This window comes from Streptomyces sp. NPDC019531 (genome assembly GCF_044903305.1).
In the GTDB taxonomy this organism is placed as follows: domain Bacteria; phylum Actinomycetota; class Actinomycetes; order Streptomycetales; family Streptomycetaceae; genus Streptomyces.
Genome location: NZ_JBJDQL010000005.1, coordinates 25,531 through 40,766, shown reverse-complemented (window position 1 = coordinate 40,766; position 15,236 = coordinate 25,531). Strand labels below are relative to the sequence as shown.

General features: G+C 69.9%; 15 protein-coding genes. 7 read left to right on the top strand and 8 right to left on the bottom strand.

All coding sequences use genetic code 11. The annotated features are described in order from the left end of the window. Positions 1-372: 372 nt before the first annotated feature. The 4 genes from ACI2L1_RS08180 (at position 373) to ACI2L1_RS08165 (ending at position 3,840) form a co-directional block, all read left to right on the top strand. Positions 373-726 (top strand): cytidine deaminase, encoded by a 354-nt coding sequence (locus ACI2L1_RS08180; protein ID WP_404738494.1) that lies wholly within the window; start codon positions 373-375, stop codon positions 724-726. 204 nt (positions 727-930) lie between these two features. Further along, on the top strand, positions 931-1,404 hold the full coding sequence (locus ACI2L1_RS08175; protein WP_404738493.1) for a hypothetical protein: 474 nt from the start codon (positions 931-933) through the stop codon (positions 1,402-1,404). 121 nt (positions 1,405-1,525) lie between these two features. Further along, positions 1,526-2,842, top strand: coding sequence for a beta-xylosidase (locus ACI2L1_RS08170; protein ID WP_404738492.1), 1,317 nt, complete (start codon positions 1,526-1,528; stop codon positions 2,840-2,842). Between the two features lie 59 nt (positions 2,843-2,901). Continuing rightward, positions 2,902-3,840 carry a WxL protein peptidoglycan domain-containing protein gene (locus tag ACI2L1_RS08165; RefSeq protein WP_404738491.1) on the top strand — a complete coding sequence of 313 codons (939 nt, stop codon included), beginning with the start codon at positions 2,902-2,904 and terminating at the stop codon, positions 3,838-3,840. Here ACI2L1_RS08165 and ACI2L1_RS08160 read toward each other — a convergent pair. From ACI2L1_RS08160 to ACI2L1_RS08150, 3 genes are read right to left on the bottom strand one after another with little or no spacing between them, the layout of a single operon-like run. Beyond that, positions 3,837-4,238, bottom strand: coding sequence for a hypothetical protein (locus tag ACI2L1_RS08160; RefSeq protein ID WP_404738490.1), 402 nt, complete (start codon positions 4,236-4,238; stop codon positions 3,837-3,839). The two genes, ACI2L1_RS08165 and ACI2L1_RS08160, sit on opposite strands and share 4 nt — an antisense overlap. Then, positions 4,213-4,551: a P-II family nitrogen regulator gene (locus ACI2L1_RS08155; RefSeq protein ID WP_404738489.1), complete on the bottom strand. Its 339-nt coding sequence runs from the start codon at positions 4,549-4,551 to the stop codon at positions 4,213-4,215. Before ACI2L1_RS08155 ends, ACI2L1_RS08160 begins: the two co-directional genes overlap by 26 nt. Further along, the gene (locus ACI2L1_RS08150; protein WP_404738488.1) at positions 4,548-5,858 is read right to left on the bottom strand and encodes an ammonium transporter; all 1,311 of its coding nucleotides are present in this window, start codon (positions 5,856-5,858) and stop codon (positions 4,548-4,550) included. The genes ACI2L1_RS08155 and ACI2L1_RS08150 overlap by 4 nt, the downstream gene beginning before the upstream one ends. 142 nt (positions 5,859-6,000) lie before the next feature. Here ACI2L1_RS08150 and era point away from each other — a divergent pair, with 142 nt between their 5' ends. Next, positions 6,001-6,969: a GTPase Era gene (era, locus tag ACI2L1_RS08145; RefSeq protein ID WP_404738487.1), complete on the top strand. Its 969-nt coding sequence runs from the start codon at positions 6,001-6,003 to the stop codon at positions 6,967-6,969. Positions 6,970-7,171: 202 nt separating this feature from the next. Here era and ACI2L1_RS08140 read toward each other — a convergent pair whose 3' ends face one another. After that, positions 7,172-8,026, bottom strand: a complete 855-nt coding sequence (locus ACI2L1_RS08140; protein ID WP_404738486.1) for a helix-turn-helix transcriptional regulator — start codon at positions 8,024-8,026, stop codon at positions 7,172-7,174. A 118-nt stretch (positions 8,027-8,144) separates the two neighbouring features. On the opposite strand from ACI2L1_RS08140, the gene ACI2L1_RS08135 reads away from it, so the two are divergent. Further along, complete coding sequence (locus ACI2L1_RS08135) at positions 8,145-8,999, top strand: NAD-dependent epimerase/dehydratase family protein (protein WP_404738485.1); 855 nt, start codon at positions 8,145-8,147, stop codon at positions 8,997-8,999. Positions 9,000-9,064: 65 nt separating this feature from the next. On the opposite strand, the gene ACI2L1_RS08130 is transcribed toward ACI2L1_RS08135, so the two are convergent. From ACI2L1_RS08130 to ACI2L1_RS08115, 4 genes are read right to left on the bottom strand one after another with little or no spacing between them, the layout of a single operon-like run. Then, positions 9,065-10,303 (bottom strand): MFS transporter, encoded by a 1,239-nt coding sequence (locus ACI2L1_RS08130; protein ID WP_404738484.1) that lies wholly within the window; start codon positions 10,301-10,303, stop codon positions 9,065-9,067. Further along, positions 10,300-11,610, bottom strand: a complete 1,311-nt coding sequence (locus ACI2L1_RS08125; RefSeq protein WP_404738483.1) for a GH1 family beta-glucosidase — start codon at positions 11,608-11,610, stop codon at positions 10,300-10,302. Before ACI2L1_RS08125 ends, ACI2L1_RS08130 begins: the two co-directional genes overlap by 4 nt. Before the next feature lie 58 nt (positions 11,611-11,668). After that, a complete protein-coding gene (locus ACI2L1_RS08120; protein WP_404738482.1) occupies positions 11,669-11,935 on the bottom strand; it encodes a protealysin inhibitor emfourin in 267 nt (88 codons plus the stop codon). A gap of 21 nt (positions 11,936-11,956) precedes the next feature. Further along, positions 11,957-13,024: a M4 family metallopeptidase gene (locus tag ACI2L1_RS08115; RefSeq protein WP_404738481.1), complete on the bottom strand. Its 1,068-nt coding sequence runs from the start codon at positions 13,022-13,024 to the stop codon at positions 11,957-11,959. A gap of 318 nt (positions 13,025-13,342) precedes the next feature. On the opposite strand from ACI2L1_RS08115, the gene leuA reads away from it, so the two are divergent. Continuing rightward, the gene (gene leuA, locus ACI2L1_RS08110) at positions 13,343-15,064 is read left to right on the top strand and encodes a 2-isopropylmalate synthase (protein WP_404738480.1); all 1,722 of its coding nucleotides are present in this window, start codon (positions 13,343-13,345) and stop codon (positions 15,062-15,064) included. Positions 15,065-15,236 lie beyond the last annotated feature (172 nt).

The following is a 15,236-nucleotide window of genomic DNA, read 5'->3' as shown; positions in this document are numbered from 1 at the left end:
AGGGCGGTGTCCTCAGCCGTAGTCGGTCCTCCGGAGGCGGTGCCCCCAGCCGCTGTTGGTCCTCCGGGGGCGGTGTGCCCAGTCGTGGTTGGTCCCCCGGGAGGGCGGTGCCCCCAAACCGTGGTTGGTCCCCCGGGAGGGCGGTGTCCTCAGCCGTAGTCGGTCCTCCGGAGGCGGTGCCCCCAGCCGCTGTTGGTCCTCCGGGGGCGGTGTGCCCAGTCGTGGTTGGTCCTCCGGAGGGCGGTGCCCTCAGCCGTGGTCGGCCCCCGGCGGCGGTGCCCCCGGCCCCGGTGTCGCTTGGCCGACGGTGTTCCCGGCGGGTGGCGTACCCCGTGGCGGTGTCGTGGGGGTCCCGCTTCGTATGCTCCTGTCATGACCGACAACAGTGCGCTTGACCCCGAGGACCGCAAGATCGTCACCCTGGCCCGTTCGGCCCGGGCCCGGAACGGGGTGGCCGAGGGGGCGGCCGTACGGGACGACACCGGGCGGACCTATGTGGCCGGGACCGTCGAGCTGGCGTCCCTGAAGCTGAGCGCGCTGCGGACGGCGGTGGCCATGGCGGTGGCGTCCGGGGCGAAGTCGCTGGAGGCGGCCGCTGTGGTGACGGATGCGGAATCGGCCTCCGCACAGGACCTGGCCGCTGTCCGGGACCTGGGCGGGTCGCAGACCCCGGTACTGCTGGCGGGGCCCGACGGCGCCGTGCGGAGTACCGTGACCGCTGGCTGATACCCCCGGTAACACTTGGCCGGAATTCCGGCTTGCCGTTCGTCGTCCCACGCGCATCAATGGAACCGGAAATTCCGACGGACCGTCAGATTCCAGCTCGCGAGGCGTACCGCACCACGCCCGTGATCGCCGGCCGTCCGTCGGGATGCACCCCCCGTCCATCCCCACATGGCAGTCCCCACCACGGGAAGGGAACCGGATTCCATGAAAGGCAAGCGCATAAGTACCGGTGCGGCACTGGTGGTCGGCACGCTCGCGGCCGCCGGGCTCGCGTTCGCGCCCGCCGCCCTGGCCGTCACACCGGACACCGCGACCATCGACGCGGACTGTGGCATCTACGGCAGCGGCGAGGCCACTCTCACCGCCACCCAGGACGGCACCGCCGCCACCGTCACCGTCACCTCGGCGATCAACGCGCCGCTCGCGCTCGACGAGGACTCGATCGCCTCGACCCTCACCTTCGTGAACGCGAACGGCGGCACCACCACCTTCACCGGCACGGAGAACCCCGCCATCGCGGCCGGCGACCCCGTCACCGTCGGTCCGCTCAACGGCACCGTGGCCTCCGGCGACAGCCTGGAGTCGTACGGCGGTTCGCTGCAGATCGTCGTCTTCGGGATTACCGTCACCTGCACGGCGACCGGACCGCAGTCGCCGGGGCCGTTCGTGTTCGACTGAGCAACCCTCAACGCCGCCGCGGAAACTGATGAATCGTCAGATTTCTGCGGCGGCTCCATTGACTTCTCACGCGATCCACACATCAATGCCCCCAGTGAGCGCAGAAGAGAGGGGGCAACCCATGGGTTCGACAACCCGAAGACGTCACTGGGCTTCGTTGCTCGGGGCGACCGCGCTCGCGGTCACCGCGAGCGGCGCACTGGCCTGTCCGGCCGGTGCCGCCACCAACGTGGACTTCGCCACGCACTGCATCCCGCCCGCGGTCGCGGGCATCCCGCCGATCGACGGCACCACGACGGCCAACATCGCCGTGGACAACACCAGCCCCAAGGTGGGCGACACCGTCACCGTGACCTACACGGTGGTCAAGCCCGCCGCCAGCAACCCCACGGCGATCGCGCTGCCCGCCGACATCATGACGCCGACCGGAAAGGTCACCCTCGGCGGCGCCCAGACCGGTGCCGTGACGGTCGCCGGACCCAAGAAGAACGACCCGGTGCCCGGCAACGGCGCCTTCCCCTCGTTCTCCATGACCGGCACCTTCAAGGTCACCGCACCCGGCGCGATCACCCTCGCGCCCGGCGACTACAACATCCACACCAGCTACATCCTCGAACTGGACACCCCCTGCACGGTGACGAACCCGCCCGCCCCGGTCTCCGAGACGGTGACCGCGACGGACGCGAACCCCGTCAACGAGCGGGACATCACGCTGGGTTCGGCCTCCGGGAAGCCCGGTGACAGCGTCACCGTCACCGGCAGCAAGTTCACCCCGGGCGCGACGGTCACCCTGGCCGGGCGGGCCGGCGCCGCCCAGACCGCGGACACGGCCACCGCGACCGCCGACTCCTCGGGCGCCTTCAGCGGCTCGCTCGTCGTCAACGACAAGACGACGACCGGTGTCGTGGCGTACGAGGGCAGCGCGTGGAGCGACGCCAAGGGCACCGGGCCCAAGGCGTACGTCGTCATCGACGACACGCCCGTCCCGGACGGCAGCCAGAAGGTCACCACCACAGTGAAGGCGGGCACCCTGTCCATGTCCCAGACCGGGGACACCGTCAGCCTCTCGGCGGTGGACTACGGCAAGGGCGGAGCCTCGACCGGTGACCTCAACACGGTGACCGTCCAGGACTTCCGCGGCGGCCCGGCCGGCTGGTCCCTCACCGGCAAGGTCACCGACTTCACCGGCCCCGGCGCCAAGATCGACGCCGGTGCGCTGAGCTGGAGCCCCGACTGCGCCACCAAGGCGGGCAGCCCGAGCACCTGCCAGGCCGGTTCCGCCGGCACGGTCGGATCCTCCGGGGCGACCCTCGCGTCCACCCCCAACTCCACGCTCACCGGCGGTGAGTTCACCGTGGACGCCGGACTCTCCCTGAACGTACCGGCGTTCACGCCCGTGGGCACGTACTCCGGCGTTCTCACTCTCACGCTCAGCTGACCGTACGGGCGCCCGCACCCGCCCGTCCGTCCTTCTCACCACCGTGGGGGTCCGCACCCATGCGCAAGCTGTACGTCCTCCTCCTGAGCCTGTTCCTGGTCACGGCCACCGCGCCCGCGTACGCCGCCGACAACGGCAGCTGGTCCGTCTATCCGGCCGCGTCCCAGATCGCCGCGCGGCCCTACTTCTATCTCTCCGCGGACCCCGGCCAGAGCATCGATGACAAGGTGGTCGTCACCAACAAGACCGGCGAGCCGCTGACCTTCCGGCTCTACGCCGCCGACGCCTACAACACCGCCCGCGACGGCGGTTTCGCCGTGCGCACGGTCGCGGAGAAGCAGCGCGGGGTGGGTGCCTGGGCGAAGCCCGCGAAGTCCCGGGTGACCGTCCCCGCGCACGGCAAGGTCACCGTGCCCTTCACGCTGACGGTGCCCGAGGGCGCGGAACCGGGCGACCATCCCGGTGCGTTGGTGGCACTGGACGAGCGGATCGACAAGGGCGACGGCGCCGTGGCGCTCGGTGTGCAGCGGGCCGTCGCCGCGAGGATCTATCTGCGGGTGGGTGGACCGACCGTGCCGGCGATCGCCGTCGAGGACGTCCGCGTCAGCCATCACCAGCCGCTGGTACCTGGGTTGGGGGACAGCGGCGCGACGATCTCGTACACCCTGCGCAACACCGGCAACGTGACGCTCGACCCGAAGGTGGAGCTGCGGGCGACGGGGTTGTTCGGGCGGACGCTGCTGGCCCGCGAACTCGCCAGGATTCCGGGGGAGTTGCTGCCGGGGCAGCGGGTGCGACTGAGCGAGCCGTGGAGTGGGGCGCCCCAACTCGACTGGGGCGACGTGAAGTTGACGGCAAGCGCCAAGGACACGCGGGAGTCGGCGGGCGCGTCCTTCTTCGCGTTGCCGTGGCTGGTCGCGGTGGTGCTGGGGGCGGCGGCCGCCGTGGGGACGGTGCTGTTCGTCAGGGCGCGGCGGGCGCGGACACCGGTCGTCTAGTCACGGCCCAGGGCGCGGCGCAAAACGCCTTTCTTCGACGCGGGGCGCTGCGCGGGAGGGGGTTCCTTCGAGGCGACGAGCTCGGCGACGGTCAGACGGGCGTACTCGGTGAAGGTGTGCGGCTTGTCCCAGTCCGCGTGCCACGCCTCGGTGGTGAACTCCAGCAGCCAGCTCGTCTCAGAGGTCCGGAACACGAGGTGGCCGTACTCCTCGGCGCGCCAGAGGGCCCCCGGGAGGGAGAGGCTCAACTCCTCGGCGCGCGCCAGCGCCTGTTCCCGGCCGCCCTCCACATGGATCTTGTCCTTCAGCAGCCAGTTGCTGTCGCTGTGCCCCTGGTTCCGCTCAACGAGTACGTACCACCCGCCGCCCATCTCAGAGCGCGTCGGGCCCGCGCTCACCCGTCCTCACCCGTACGACGGTCTCCACCGGCAGTGCCCACACCTTGCCGTCGCCGATCTTGCCCGTCTGGGCGGCCTTGACGATCGCGTCGATGACCGCGTCCGAGTCGGCGTCGTCGACGACCACCTCGATACGGACCTTGGGGACCAGGTCGACCTGGTACTCGGCGCCGCGGTACACCTCGGTGTGGCCGCGTTGCCGGCCGTAGCCGCTGGCCTCGGTCACGGTCAGGCCGTGCACGCCGAGTTCCTGGAGGGCGGTCTTGACCTCGTCGAGGCGGTACGGCTTGACGATCGCGGTGATGAGCTTCATGCCTGGGTCTTGACCTTCTGGGCTGAGGGGACGGAGGACGCGCTGACCGGGGCGCCGTGGCCCAGGACGCCGTGATCGTATGCGGTCTCGGCGTGCACCGTAAGGTCCAGGCCGGTGTGCTCGTGCTCCTCGTCGGCCCGGAAACCCATCGTCCGGTCGATCAGCTTCCCGATGCCGTACGTCACCACGAAGGCGTACGTCCCCACGGCGACCACGGCCACGAGCTGCTTGCCGAGCTGAGCGAGCCCGCCGCCGTACAGGAGGCCCTCGGCGCCACCGGTCATCGACTCGACCGCGAAGACGCCGATCAGGAGCGTGCCGATGACTCCGCCGACCAGGTGGACGCCGACGACGTCGAGCGAGTCGTCGTAGTCCAGCTTGAACTTCCAGCCGACGGCGTACGAGCAGACGACACCGGCGGCGAGGCCGACGACGAGTGCGCCGAGGAGGGAGACCGAGCCGCAGGACGGGGTGATCGCGACCAGGCCGGCCACGGCACCGGACGCGGCGCCCAGGGTGGTGGGGTGGCCGTCGCGCTTCTGCTCCACGAAGAGCCAGCCGAGCAGGCCCGTGCAGCCTGCCGCGAGGGTGTTGAGGAAGGCCGCGGCGGCGAGGCCGTTGGCGCCGAGGGCCGAGCCCGCGTTGAAGCCGAACCAGCCGAACCAGAGCAGGCCCGCGCCCAGGACGACCATGGGGAGGTTGTGCGGGCGCATGGCGTCCTTCTTGAATCCCAGCCGCGGGCCGAGGACCAGCGCGAGGGCGAGACCGGAGGCGCCGGAGGTGATCTCGACGGGCAGACCGCCCGCGAAGTCGAGCGCGCCGAGCCTGTCCAGGATCCAGCCGCCGGGGCCCCACACCCAGTGGGCGACGGGAACGTATACGAGGAGTGCCCAGACGGGGACGAACACCAGCCATGCCCCGAACTTCGCGCGGTCTGCGATCGCGCCGCTGATCAGGGCCGCCGTGATGATCGCGAACGTGAGCTGGAAGGTGGCGAAGAGGAGGGTCGGAACGGTGCCCTGGACGCTGTCCGGGCCGAGGCCGCCCATACCGGCGTGCTCCAGCCCGCCGATGAGGCCGGCGCCGATGTCGTCCCCGAAGGCCAGTGAGTATCCGGCCGCCAGCCACACCACCGTGACCAGGGCGATCGACACGAAGCTCATCATCAGCATGTTGAGGACGCTCTTCGTGCGGACCATGCCGCCGTAGAACAGGGCGAGGCCCGGGGTCATCAGCAGGACGAGGGCGGTGGCGGCGAGCAGCCAGGCGGTGTCGCCGGTGTCGATGCCTTGCGCGGCGAGAGGCATGGGGGTCTCCAACGAGGTGGGGGCTCGTCAGAGGGTCACCGGCGTGCGTTTCCGGACGCGTACAGCCGTGTTTCCGTGACGTTTCGTTGCCTGCGGGTTACCGAAACCTCACGGTGCGGCGGAGCTCTGTGGATCAGGGAGAATGGGCCGCATGAGCGTTCGTAGTCAGTCATCCGAGCCGTCGGCCTCGTCCGAGGCACCCCACCGCGCCGGCTTCGCCTGCTTCGTGGGCCGCCCCAACGCGGGCAAGTCCACCCTCACGAACGCTCTGGTCGGCCAGAAGGTGGCGATCACCGCGAACCAGCCGCAGACGACGCGGCACACGGTCCGTGGGATCGTGCACCGGCCGGAGGCTCAGCTGATCCTGGTCGACACCCCCGGCCTTCACAAGCCGCGCACGCTGCTCGGCGAGCGGCTGAACGACGTCGTACGCACCACGTGGGCCGAGGTCGACGTGATCGGCTTCTGTCTGCCGGCGAACGAGAAGCTCGGGCCCGGTGACCGTTTCATCGCGAAGGAGCTGGCGGGGATCAAGAAGTCCCCGAAGGTCGCGATCGTCACGAAGACGGACCTCGTCGACTCCAAGACGCTCGCCGAGCAGCTCATCGCCATCGACCAGCTGGGCAGGGAGCTCGGTATCGAGTGGGCGGAGATCGTCCCGGTGTCGGCGACCGCGAACAAGCAGGTCGACCTGCTGGCGGACCTGCTGATCCCGATGCTCCCCGAAGGTCCTGCGCTCTACCCCGAGGGCGACCTCACGGACGAGCCCGAGCAGGTCATGATCGCCGAGCTCATCCGCGAGGCGGCCCTGGAGGGCGTCCGCGACGAGCTCCCGCACTCCATCGCGGTGGTCGTCGAGGAGATGCTCCCCCGTGAGGACCGCCCCGCCGACAAGCCCCTCCTCGACATCCACGCCTTCGTCTACATCGAGCGCCCCAGCCAGAAGGGCATCATCATCGGCCCCAAGGGCAAGCGCCTGAAGGAGGTCGGCATCAAGAGCCGCAAGCAGATCGAGGCGCTCCTCGGCACGCCGGTCTACTTGGACCTCCATGTGAAGGTGGCGAAGGACTGGCAGCGGGATCCTCGGCAGTTGCGGAAGTTGGGGTTCTGAGCAGGGTGGGTGGGGGTTCATGGCGGTGGCCGTCTGCGCAAGCGCCTGAAGGAGGTCGGTATCAAGAGCCGCAAGCAGGTCGAGGCGCTCCTCGGCACGCCGGCCGCGCGGCGGTAGCCGCACATTGATGCAGCTTGGACCTCCATGTGAAGGTGGCGAAGGACTGGCAGCGGGATCCTCGGCAGTTGCGGAAGCTGGGGTTCTAGGGGGTCGCCTCGTGCGGGGCCAGGTCCTGCAGGCCGATCACCCTCAGCAGTTGCAGGCGTTCGTACGACTCCGTTCCCGGGCGGGCCGTGTGGACGACCAGGAGGTGGTGGTGTTCGTGGCTGACCATGACCTCGCAGTCGACTTCCAGTAGGCCGACCACGGGGTGCACGAAGCGCTTCGTGGCCCTGTTGCGCTGGAACACCTCGTGCTCGTCCCACAGGCGGGCGAACTCCGCGCTGGACGACCGGAGTTCGGCCACCAGCGCGGCCGGTTCCGGGTCGTCGGGGCGGGCCGCGGCCACCGCGCGCAGCGTGGCGACCTGGGTGCGCGCGTGGTCCGCGAGGTCCTCCTCGGGGAACAGCGTGCGCGCGGTCGGGTCCAGGAAGAAGAGGCGGGTCAGATTGCGCTCGCGCCGCGGGCGGGACATCACGTCACCCACCAGGGCCCTGGCCATCGCGTTCTGCGCCAGCACCTCACCGCAGTCGTTCACCACCTGCGCCGGGGTGTCGTGCAGCCGGTCCAGGATCAGCAGCAGCCCCGGCCGGACATGCGCCGACGCCGTCTCGCGCCGCGGCGGCTCCTCGCCGGCCAGATGGAACAGGTGGTCCTGCTCCACATCGGCCAGGCGCAGCGCGCGGGCCAGCGCCGTCAGCATCTGACGGGAGGGGCGCGGACCCCGGGACTGTTCGAGACGGGTGTAGTAGTCCACCGACATGCCCGCCAGCTGCGCCACCTCCTCCCTGCGCAGACCGGGCGTACGACGCCGGGTGCCCGGCGCAAGACCCACGTCGGACGGGTTCAGCCGGGCGCGGCCACGGCGCAGGAAGTCGGCGAGTTCGGCTCGGTTCACCCCTCCAGCGTGCGGCACCCCGCCCGGCTTATCCAGGGACTGCCGATCCCCCGATCAAGAGGTCTCTCCCGGTGCGTGCGCGGCCGCTCCACGCTGGTCGGGACGAGAGGAGCAGCACATGCTGACATTGGTGACAGGTACGACGGGACAGGTCGGCCGGCGCTTCGTACCGAGGCTGCTGGCGCAGTCCCGACCGGGGGAGCAGGTACGGGTGCTGGTGCGGGACGCCGCGCGCGGTGAGCCCTTCGCCGCACTCGGCGCCGAGGTCGTCGTGGGCGATCTCCGCGACACCGAGGCACTCGGCAAGGCCGTCGCCGGGGCCGACGCGGTCGTGAACGTCGCCGCGGCGTTCCGTGGGGTGCCGGACGAGGAGGCGTGGGCCGTCAACCGGGACGCGGCCGTGGAGCTGGGGCGGGCCGCGGTGGCCTCCGGCGTTCGGCGGTTCGTGCAGGTCAGCACCGGGCTGGTGTACGGAGAGGGGCGGGGGCGTCCGCTGACCGAGGACGACGAGAGCCGGCCCGGCGGTTCGATGTGGGGCGCCTATCCCGCGTCCAAGGCGGAGGCCGAGCGGGAGCTGTTCGCGCTGGAGGGGCTCGATGTGCGGGTCGGGCGGCTGCCCTTCGTGTACGGCGAGGGGGATCCGCATCTCGCGCAGTCCCTGATGTGGGCGAAGAACTGGGCGTCGGCCCAGCGGCTCCAGATGGGGCATCACGTTGACGTCGCCCAGGGGTTGCTGCGGATTCTGTATGCGCCGGGGATCGCGGGGCGGGTGTACAACATCGCCGACGATGCGCCTGTGACGGCGGTGGAGTTGCATCAGCTCAACGGGGTTGAGGTGCCGGCCGAGTTGTACGAGCGGGTCGACCCCGATCCGTGGCTGGTGATTACGTCCACGGAGCGGATTCGGCGGGAGTTGGGGTATCGGCCGGTGTATCCGTCGGTGTATGCCGCGAGGGAGGCAGGGGCGCTGTAGCTCTGCCTGGTCGCACCCACGCGGCGGAGCCGCAAATCGATACAGCCCCGCGCCCCTGGGGAGACCTAGTCGACGCCTCTTATACGGCCGACCAGTATCGCCCCCGCCAAACCCACCGCCGCCGCCAACCCGTACAGCGCCCGGTACCCCCCTAGGTGTGTGACGATCGGTGCCGCCACGGCGGGGGCGGCCACCTGCGGCAGGGCGTTCGCCACGTTGATGACGCCCAAGTCCTTGCCGCGGTCCGACGCAGTGGGCAGGACGTCCGTCATCAAGGCGAAGTCCACCGACATGAACACCCCCAGGCCGACCCCCAGCAGTGCCGCCACGACGATCGTGCTCGGCCAGGTCTGCCAGACGGCGAGCAGGGCCGTGGCGGCCGCCATCAGCACTCCCGACCAGCGGACGAAGGGTTTGCGGCGGCCCACCCGGTCCGACCAGACGCCGCCCACCACCACCGTGGCCAGCAGCGCCACGCTGTCCACCGCCGTGAGGATCAGGACGCCCTGCTCGGGGTCGTCGTGGTGGAGGCGGTCCCGCAGGTAGTAGAGGAGGTAGAGGATCACCAGGGCGTTGCTGAGGTTGATCAGGAAGCGGGTCAGCCAGGCCCAGGCGAAGTCAGGGTGGCGGCGCGGGCTCAGCCAGAAGCCGCGCGCGAACGCACGCCAGGACCAGGGCGGCCGGTCCGTGGCCGAGAGTCTGAGGTCGCGGTGGCGGAGCACGTACGGCAGCACACCCGCCAGCGCGAACACCCCGCACGCCGCATAGCCCGCCGCGATCCCGCCCGCCGCGGTCGCCAGGCCCGTGCCGACGACCGCGCCGAGGATCTGCGCCGCCCCGATCCAGCCGCCCACCGCGCCCCGCTGGAGCCGCGGCACCCGGTCCGGCACGGCCGCCGTCACCGCCGCGAAGGCCGCGTTCAGGGTGAGCTGGACCAGACACCAGCCGAGCGTCATCAGCCACAGGCCGTCCGCGCCCGCGAGCAGCAGCAACGACAGCGCGCCGCCCGCCGCACCGGCCACGATCCAGGGGCTGCGGCGGCCCCAGCGGGCCGTGGTCCGGTCCGACAGGGCGCCGAAGAACGGGTTCGCCGCCAGGGACACCACCGCGCCCACGCCGGTCACCCAGGCCAGCAGGGTCTCCTTCGACATGCCGGTGCCGGGCGCGAAGTCCTCGGCCTGCCGGGCCAAAAGGATCTGCAGCGGGCCGTACCAGCCCACCCAGATCGCCACGTTGGCCAGCGACAGGGACGCTGTCCAGCCCTTGCCGACCCGCTCGACGGGCTCCGAGCCAGCTGTGCTCACCTCTGGGCCCGGAGCAGGTTCCCGTACCACTCGTACGACGCCTTCGGGGTCCTGGCCAGCGTCTCGAAATCGACGTGGACCAGCCCGAACCGCCGCGCGTACCCCTCCGCCCACTCGAAGTTGTCCATCAGCGACCACACGAAGTACCCGCGTATGTCCACGCCCGCCTCGACCGCCTTGTGCAGGGCGCGGATGTGGCCGTCCAGGTAGGCGATCCGGTCCTGGTCGTCGATCCCCTCGTACGAGCAGCCGTTCTCGGTGATGACGACGGGCGGGAGCCGGTCGCCGTAGCGCTCGCGCATGCCGGTGAGGAGTTCGGTGAGCCCCTCCGGGACCACCGGCCAGCCGAAGTCCGTCACCGGGACGTTCTCGATCTCCCGGACGGAGAAGGGGAGTTCGGCGGGGATCGTCAGACCGCCGAACTCGATGTCCTCGCCCTGCGGGGCGCCCACCCGGGTCGGGGCGTAGTAGTTGACGCCGTAGAAGTCGAGCGGTTCGCCGATGATTTTGAGGTCGGCGGCGACGTCGCCCGGCATCAAGTCTCCCAGTCCTGAGGGGTATTCACCCAGCAGGACCGGCTCGGCGAACAGCCGGTTCAGGAGCAGGTCATAGAAGTCGGCCGCCTCCAGGTCGGGTTGGTTCCGGGAGGCCGGCCATGTCGGGCCGTGCGAGTTGGCGATGCCGATGTCCGTGGCACCGGCCGCGCGCAGTGCCTGTACGGCCAGACCGTGGCCCAGGAGCTGGTGGTGGGCGGCGGGCAGCGCGTCGAACATCAGCTGCTTGCCCGGGGCGTGGGCGCCCAACGCGTGCCCGAACAGGGTGTGTTCGGCGGGCTCGTTGATGGTGATCCACTTCTTGACGCGGTCGCCGAGACGATCGGCCACGAGGGACACGTACTCGGCGAACCGGGAAGCCGTGTCCCGCTCCAGCCAGTCCAGTGTGACCGGCAGGTCCCAGTGGAAGAGGGTCGGGACCGGACGTACGCCCGCCGCGACCAGCTCGTCCACGAGACGGTCGTAGAAGTCGAGGCCCTTGGCCGTCCGGACGCGCGGCCAGGAGATCGAGAAGCGGTACGCGTCCACGCCCAGGCCGGCCAGCAGGGACACGTCCTCGCGGTAGCGGTGGTAGTGGTCGCAGGCCACCGCCGCCGTCGAGTCGTCCTTGACCCGGCCCGGCTCGGCCGTGAAGGCGTCCCACACGGACCGCTCGCGCTCGTCCGCCGCGCCCTCGATCTGATGGGCCGAGGTCGAGACACCCCACAGGAAGCCGGCCGGGAACTGGGGGATCGGATGCTCTTGAGTCGCCATGCGCCGGATCATCGGTACCGGCGGGTAGGGAAGTCAACGGGCGGGCGTGAACAACCAGCTAAGCGCCCTCTTTGAGCACCTTCGAGATCAGTTTCCGTTGCTCTTCCGTCAGCCGGGGATCGGCCGCGTACACCGTCCTCCCGTCCACGGTGATCTCGTAACTGAAGCCGTCCGGAACCCCGATGGGCCGGGTGCCCCGGCCGGCGGCGAGAGCCTTCTCGGCCAGGGCGTGCCATTCGTGGGCATCGGGCAGCCCCGAGGTGTCGACCACCTTGTGCCGCTCGATGCCCGCGAAACCGCCCGTGCGCCGCACCTGAATACGCATGGGTCCCTGTCTAGTACGGACTCAGAGGATCCGCACCCCGACCTGCTCCCAGGCCTTCGACACGGCCTGGAGTTCTTCGCCTTCGTTGAAGCGGGCCTTCGCCGCCGCGACCGTGAGCTTCGCGAAGTCGGTGAACAGGGCCCGGTCCGAGAGTTCGCCGCCGGTCAGGACGTCGTACCAGATCTGTCCCGCCTTCTCCCAGGCATGGCCGCCGAGGGCAGTCGCGACCAGGTAGAACGCGTGGTTGGGGATGCCGGAGTTGATGTGGACGCCGCCGTTGTCGCGGCCTGTGCGGACGTAGTCGTCCATGGTCGCGGGCTGCGGGTCCTTGCCGAGCACGTCGTCGTCGTACGCGCTGCCCGGCTCCTTCATCGAGCGCAGGGCCTTGCCGGAGACGCTGGGCGCGAGCAGGCCCGCGCCGATCAGCCAGTCGGCCTCGGCGGCGGTCTGGCCGAGCGTGTACTGCTTGATGAGCGAGCCGAAGACGTCGGACATCGACTCGTTCAGGGCGCCGGGCTGGCCGTAGTAGGTCAGGTTCGCCGTGTACTGGGTGACGCCGTGGGTCAGCTCGTGGCCGATCACGTCGATCGGGATGGTGAAGTCGAGGAAGATCTCGCCGTCGCCGTCGCCGAACACCATCTGCTCGCCGTTCCAGAAGGCGTTGTTGTAGTTCTCGTCGAAGTGGACGGTCGCGTCGAGCGGGAGGCCGTCGCCGTCGATCGAGTGGCGGGTGTAGGCCTTCAGATAGAGGTCGAAGGTGGCGCCGAGGCCGGCGTAGGCGCGGTTGACGGTGGCGTCCTGGCCGGGGTCCGAGCCCTCGGCGCGGACCTTCGTGCCCGGCAGGTCGGTCTTGTGCCCGGCGTCGTGGATGGTGCGCAGCGGCTGGTCCGACGGTGCCTTCGCCGTCGGCGCGGCCGCGAGGCCGAACTCGGTGGTGACGCGGCGGCGGCCGCGCAGCTCGCTGTCGCGCATCAAGGTGCGCTGGGCGGGACCGGAGAGTGCGGGATCGTCGTTCCGGGCCAGCTTGTCGAGGACATGCGGCGGAATGACGGTGCAGAAGACGGGCTCGAAGCCCCCGTTGGTCGTCATGCCCGGCACCCTTGCACTGAGTCATGACCGTGTCACTAGCCGCAACCATGATTGGTGAAATATGCGGACAGGTAGCGCACGCTCCGTGACGAAGTGGTATAGCGCACTTTTTGTCCTCTTTGCTCCCCTGGTCCCGCATACTGATACGGCGCCCCGCACGGAGAGCGGCTCCGCTAGCATTCTGCGCATCATGCGTTTCGGGCTGCTTCTTCTTAGCTGCCGCGGCGAGGGCCTGTAGTCCAGGTCGACTCCCTCCCCGCGGAGCTTCGCGTTGCGTGTCGGCCGTCCTTTCCGGACATCCTGAGGAGCCCCGCAATCATGGCGAACCGCCAGCAGCCCAGCACCATGCCGATCCACAAGTACGGCCAGTACGAGCAGGTCGACATCCCGGACCGCACCTGGCCGAACCAGCGGATCACCGTCGCACCCCGCTGGCTCTCCACCGACCTGCGTGACGGCAACCAGGCACTGATCGACCCGATGTCGCCCGAGCGCAAGCGCCGGATGTTCGACCAGCTGGTCAAGATGGGCTACAAGGAGATCGAGGTCGGGTTCCCGGCGTCCGGCCAGACCGACTTCGATTTCGTGCGGTCGATCGTCGAGGAGCCGGGCGCGATCCCGGACGACGTCACCATCTCCGTACTGACCCAGGCCCGCGAGGACCTGATCGAGCGCACGGTGGAGTCCCTGAAGGGCGCCAAGCGGGCGACCGTCCATCTGTACAACGCCACCGCGCCCGTGTTCCGCCGGGTCGTCTTCCGTGGCTCCAAGGACGACATCAAGCAGATCGCCGTCGACGGCACCCGCCTGGTGATGGAGTACGCGGAGAAGCTGCTGGGCCCCGAGACGGAGTTCGGCTACCAGTACAGCCCCGAGATCTTCACCGACACCGAGCTGGACTTCGCGCTGGAGGTCTGCGAGGCGGTGATGGACGTCTACCAGCCGGGTCCGGGCCGCGAGATCATCCTCAACCTGCCCGCCACGGTGGAGCGTTCGACCCCCTCCACCCACGCCGACCGCTTCGAGTGGATGAGCCGCAACATCTCCCGCCGCGAGCACGTCGTCATCTCCATCCACCCGCACAACGACCGCGGTACGGCGGTCGCCGCCGCCGAACTCGCCCTGATGGCCGGCGCCGACCGCGTCGAGGGCTGCCTGTTCGGACAGGGCGAGCGCACCGGCAACGTCGACCTGGTGACCCTGGGCATGAACCTCTTCTCCCAGGGCGTCGACCCGCAGATCGACTTCTCCGACATCGACGAGATCCGTCGTACGTGGGAGTACTGCAACCAGATGGAGGTCCACCCGCGCCACCCGTACGTGGGCGACCTGGTCTACACGTCCTTCTCCGGCTCCCACCAGGACGCCATCAAGAAGGGCTTCGACGCCATGGAGGCCGACGCGGCCGCGAAGGGCGTCACCGTCGACGACATCGAGTGGGCGGTGCCGTACCTGCCGATCGACCCGAAGGACGTCGGCCGCTCCTACGAGGCGGTCATCCGGGTCAACTCGCAGTCCGGCAAGGGCGGTATCGCGTACGTCCTGAAGAACGACCACAAGCTGGACCTGCCCCGCCGGATGCAGATCGAGTTCTCGAAGATCATCCAGGCCAAGACGGACGCCGAGGGCGGCGAGGTCACCGGCTCCGACATCTGGGCGACCTTCCAGGACGAGTACCTGCCGAACCCCGAGAACCCGTGGGGTCGTATCCAGGTCAGGAACGGCCAGTCGACGACGGACACCGACGGCGTGGACACGCTGCGGGTCGAGGCGACGCTCGACGGCGAGGACACGGTCCTGACCGGTTCGGGCAACGGCCCGATCTCGGCCTTCTTCGACGCGCTGCAGAAGGTGGGCGTGGACGCCCGGCTGCTGGACTACCAGGAGCACACCATGAGCGAGGGCGCCTCCGCGCAGGCCGCCTCCTACATCGAATGCGCGATCGACGGCAAGGTTCTCTGGGGAATCGGCATCGACGCGAACACGACGCGTGCGTCACTGAAGGCGGTCGTCTCGGCCGTCAACCGCGCGGCCCGATAATCCCTCTGACCGGCGGTTTCGGGGCCTTGGTCGCTGTATACGGCGATCAAGGCCCCGTCGTTTATCGGCCATCGGGCCGTGGAGGTCACGAGCAGGTCTCGTCAGGGGTGCTGACTCCGCCTCATGGATGTGGCTAACATCACGCAAGCGCGGCGATGTTGCCGCGGGGTTA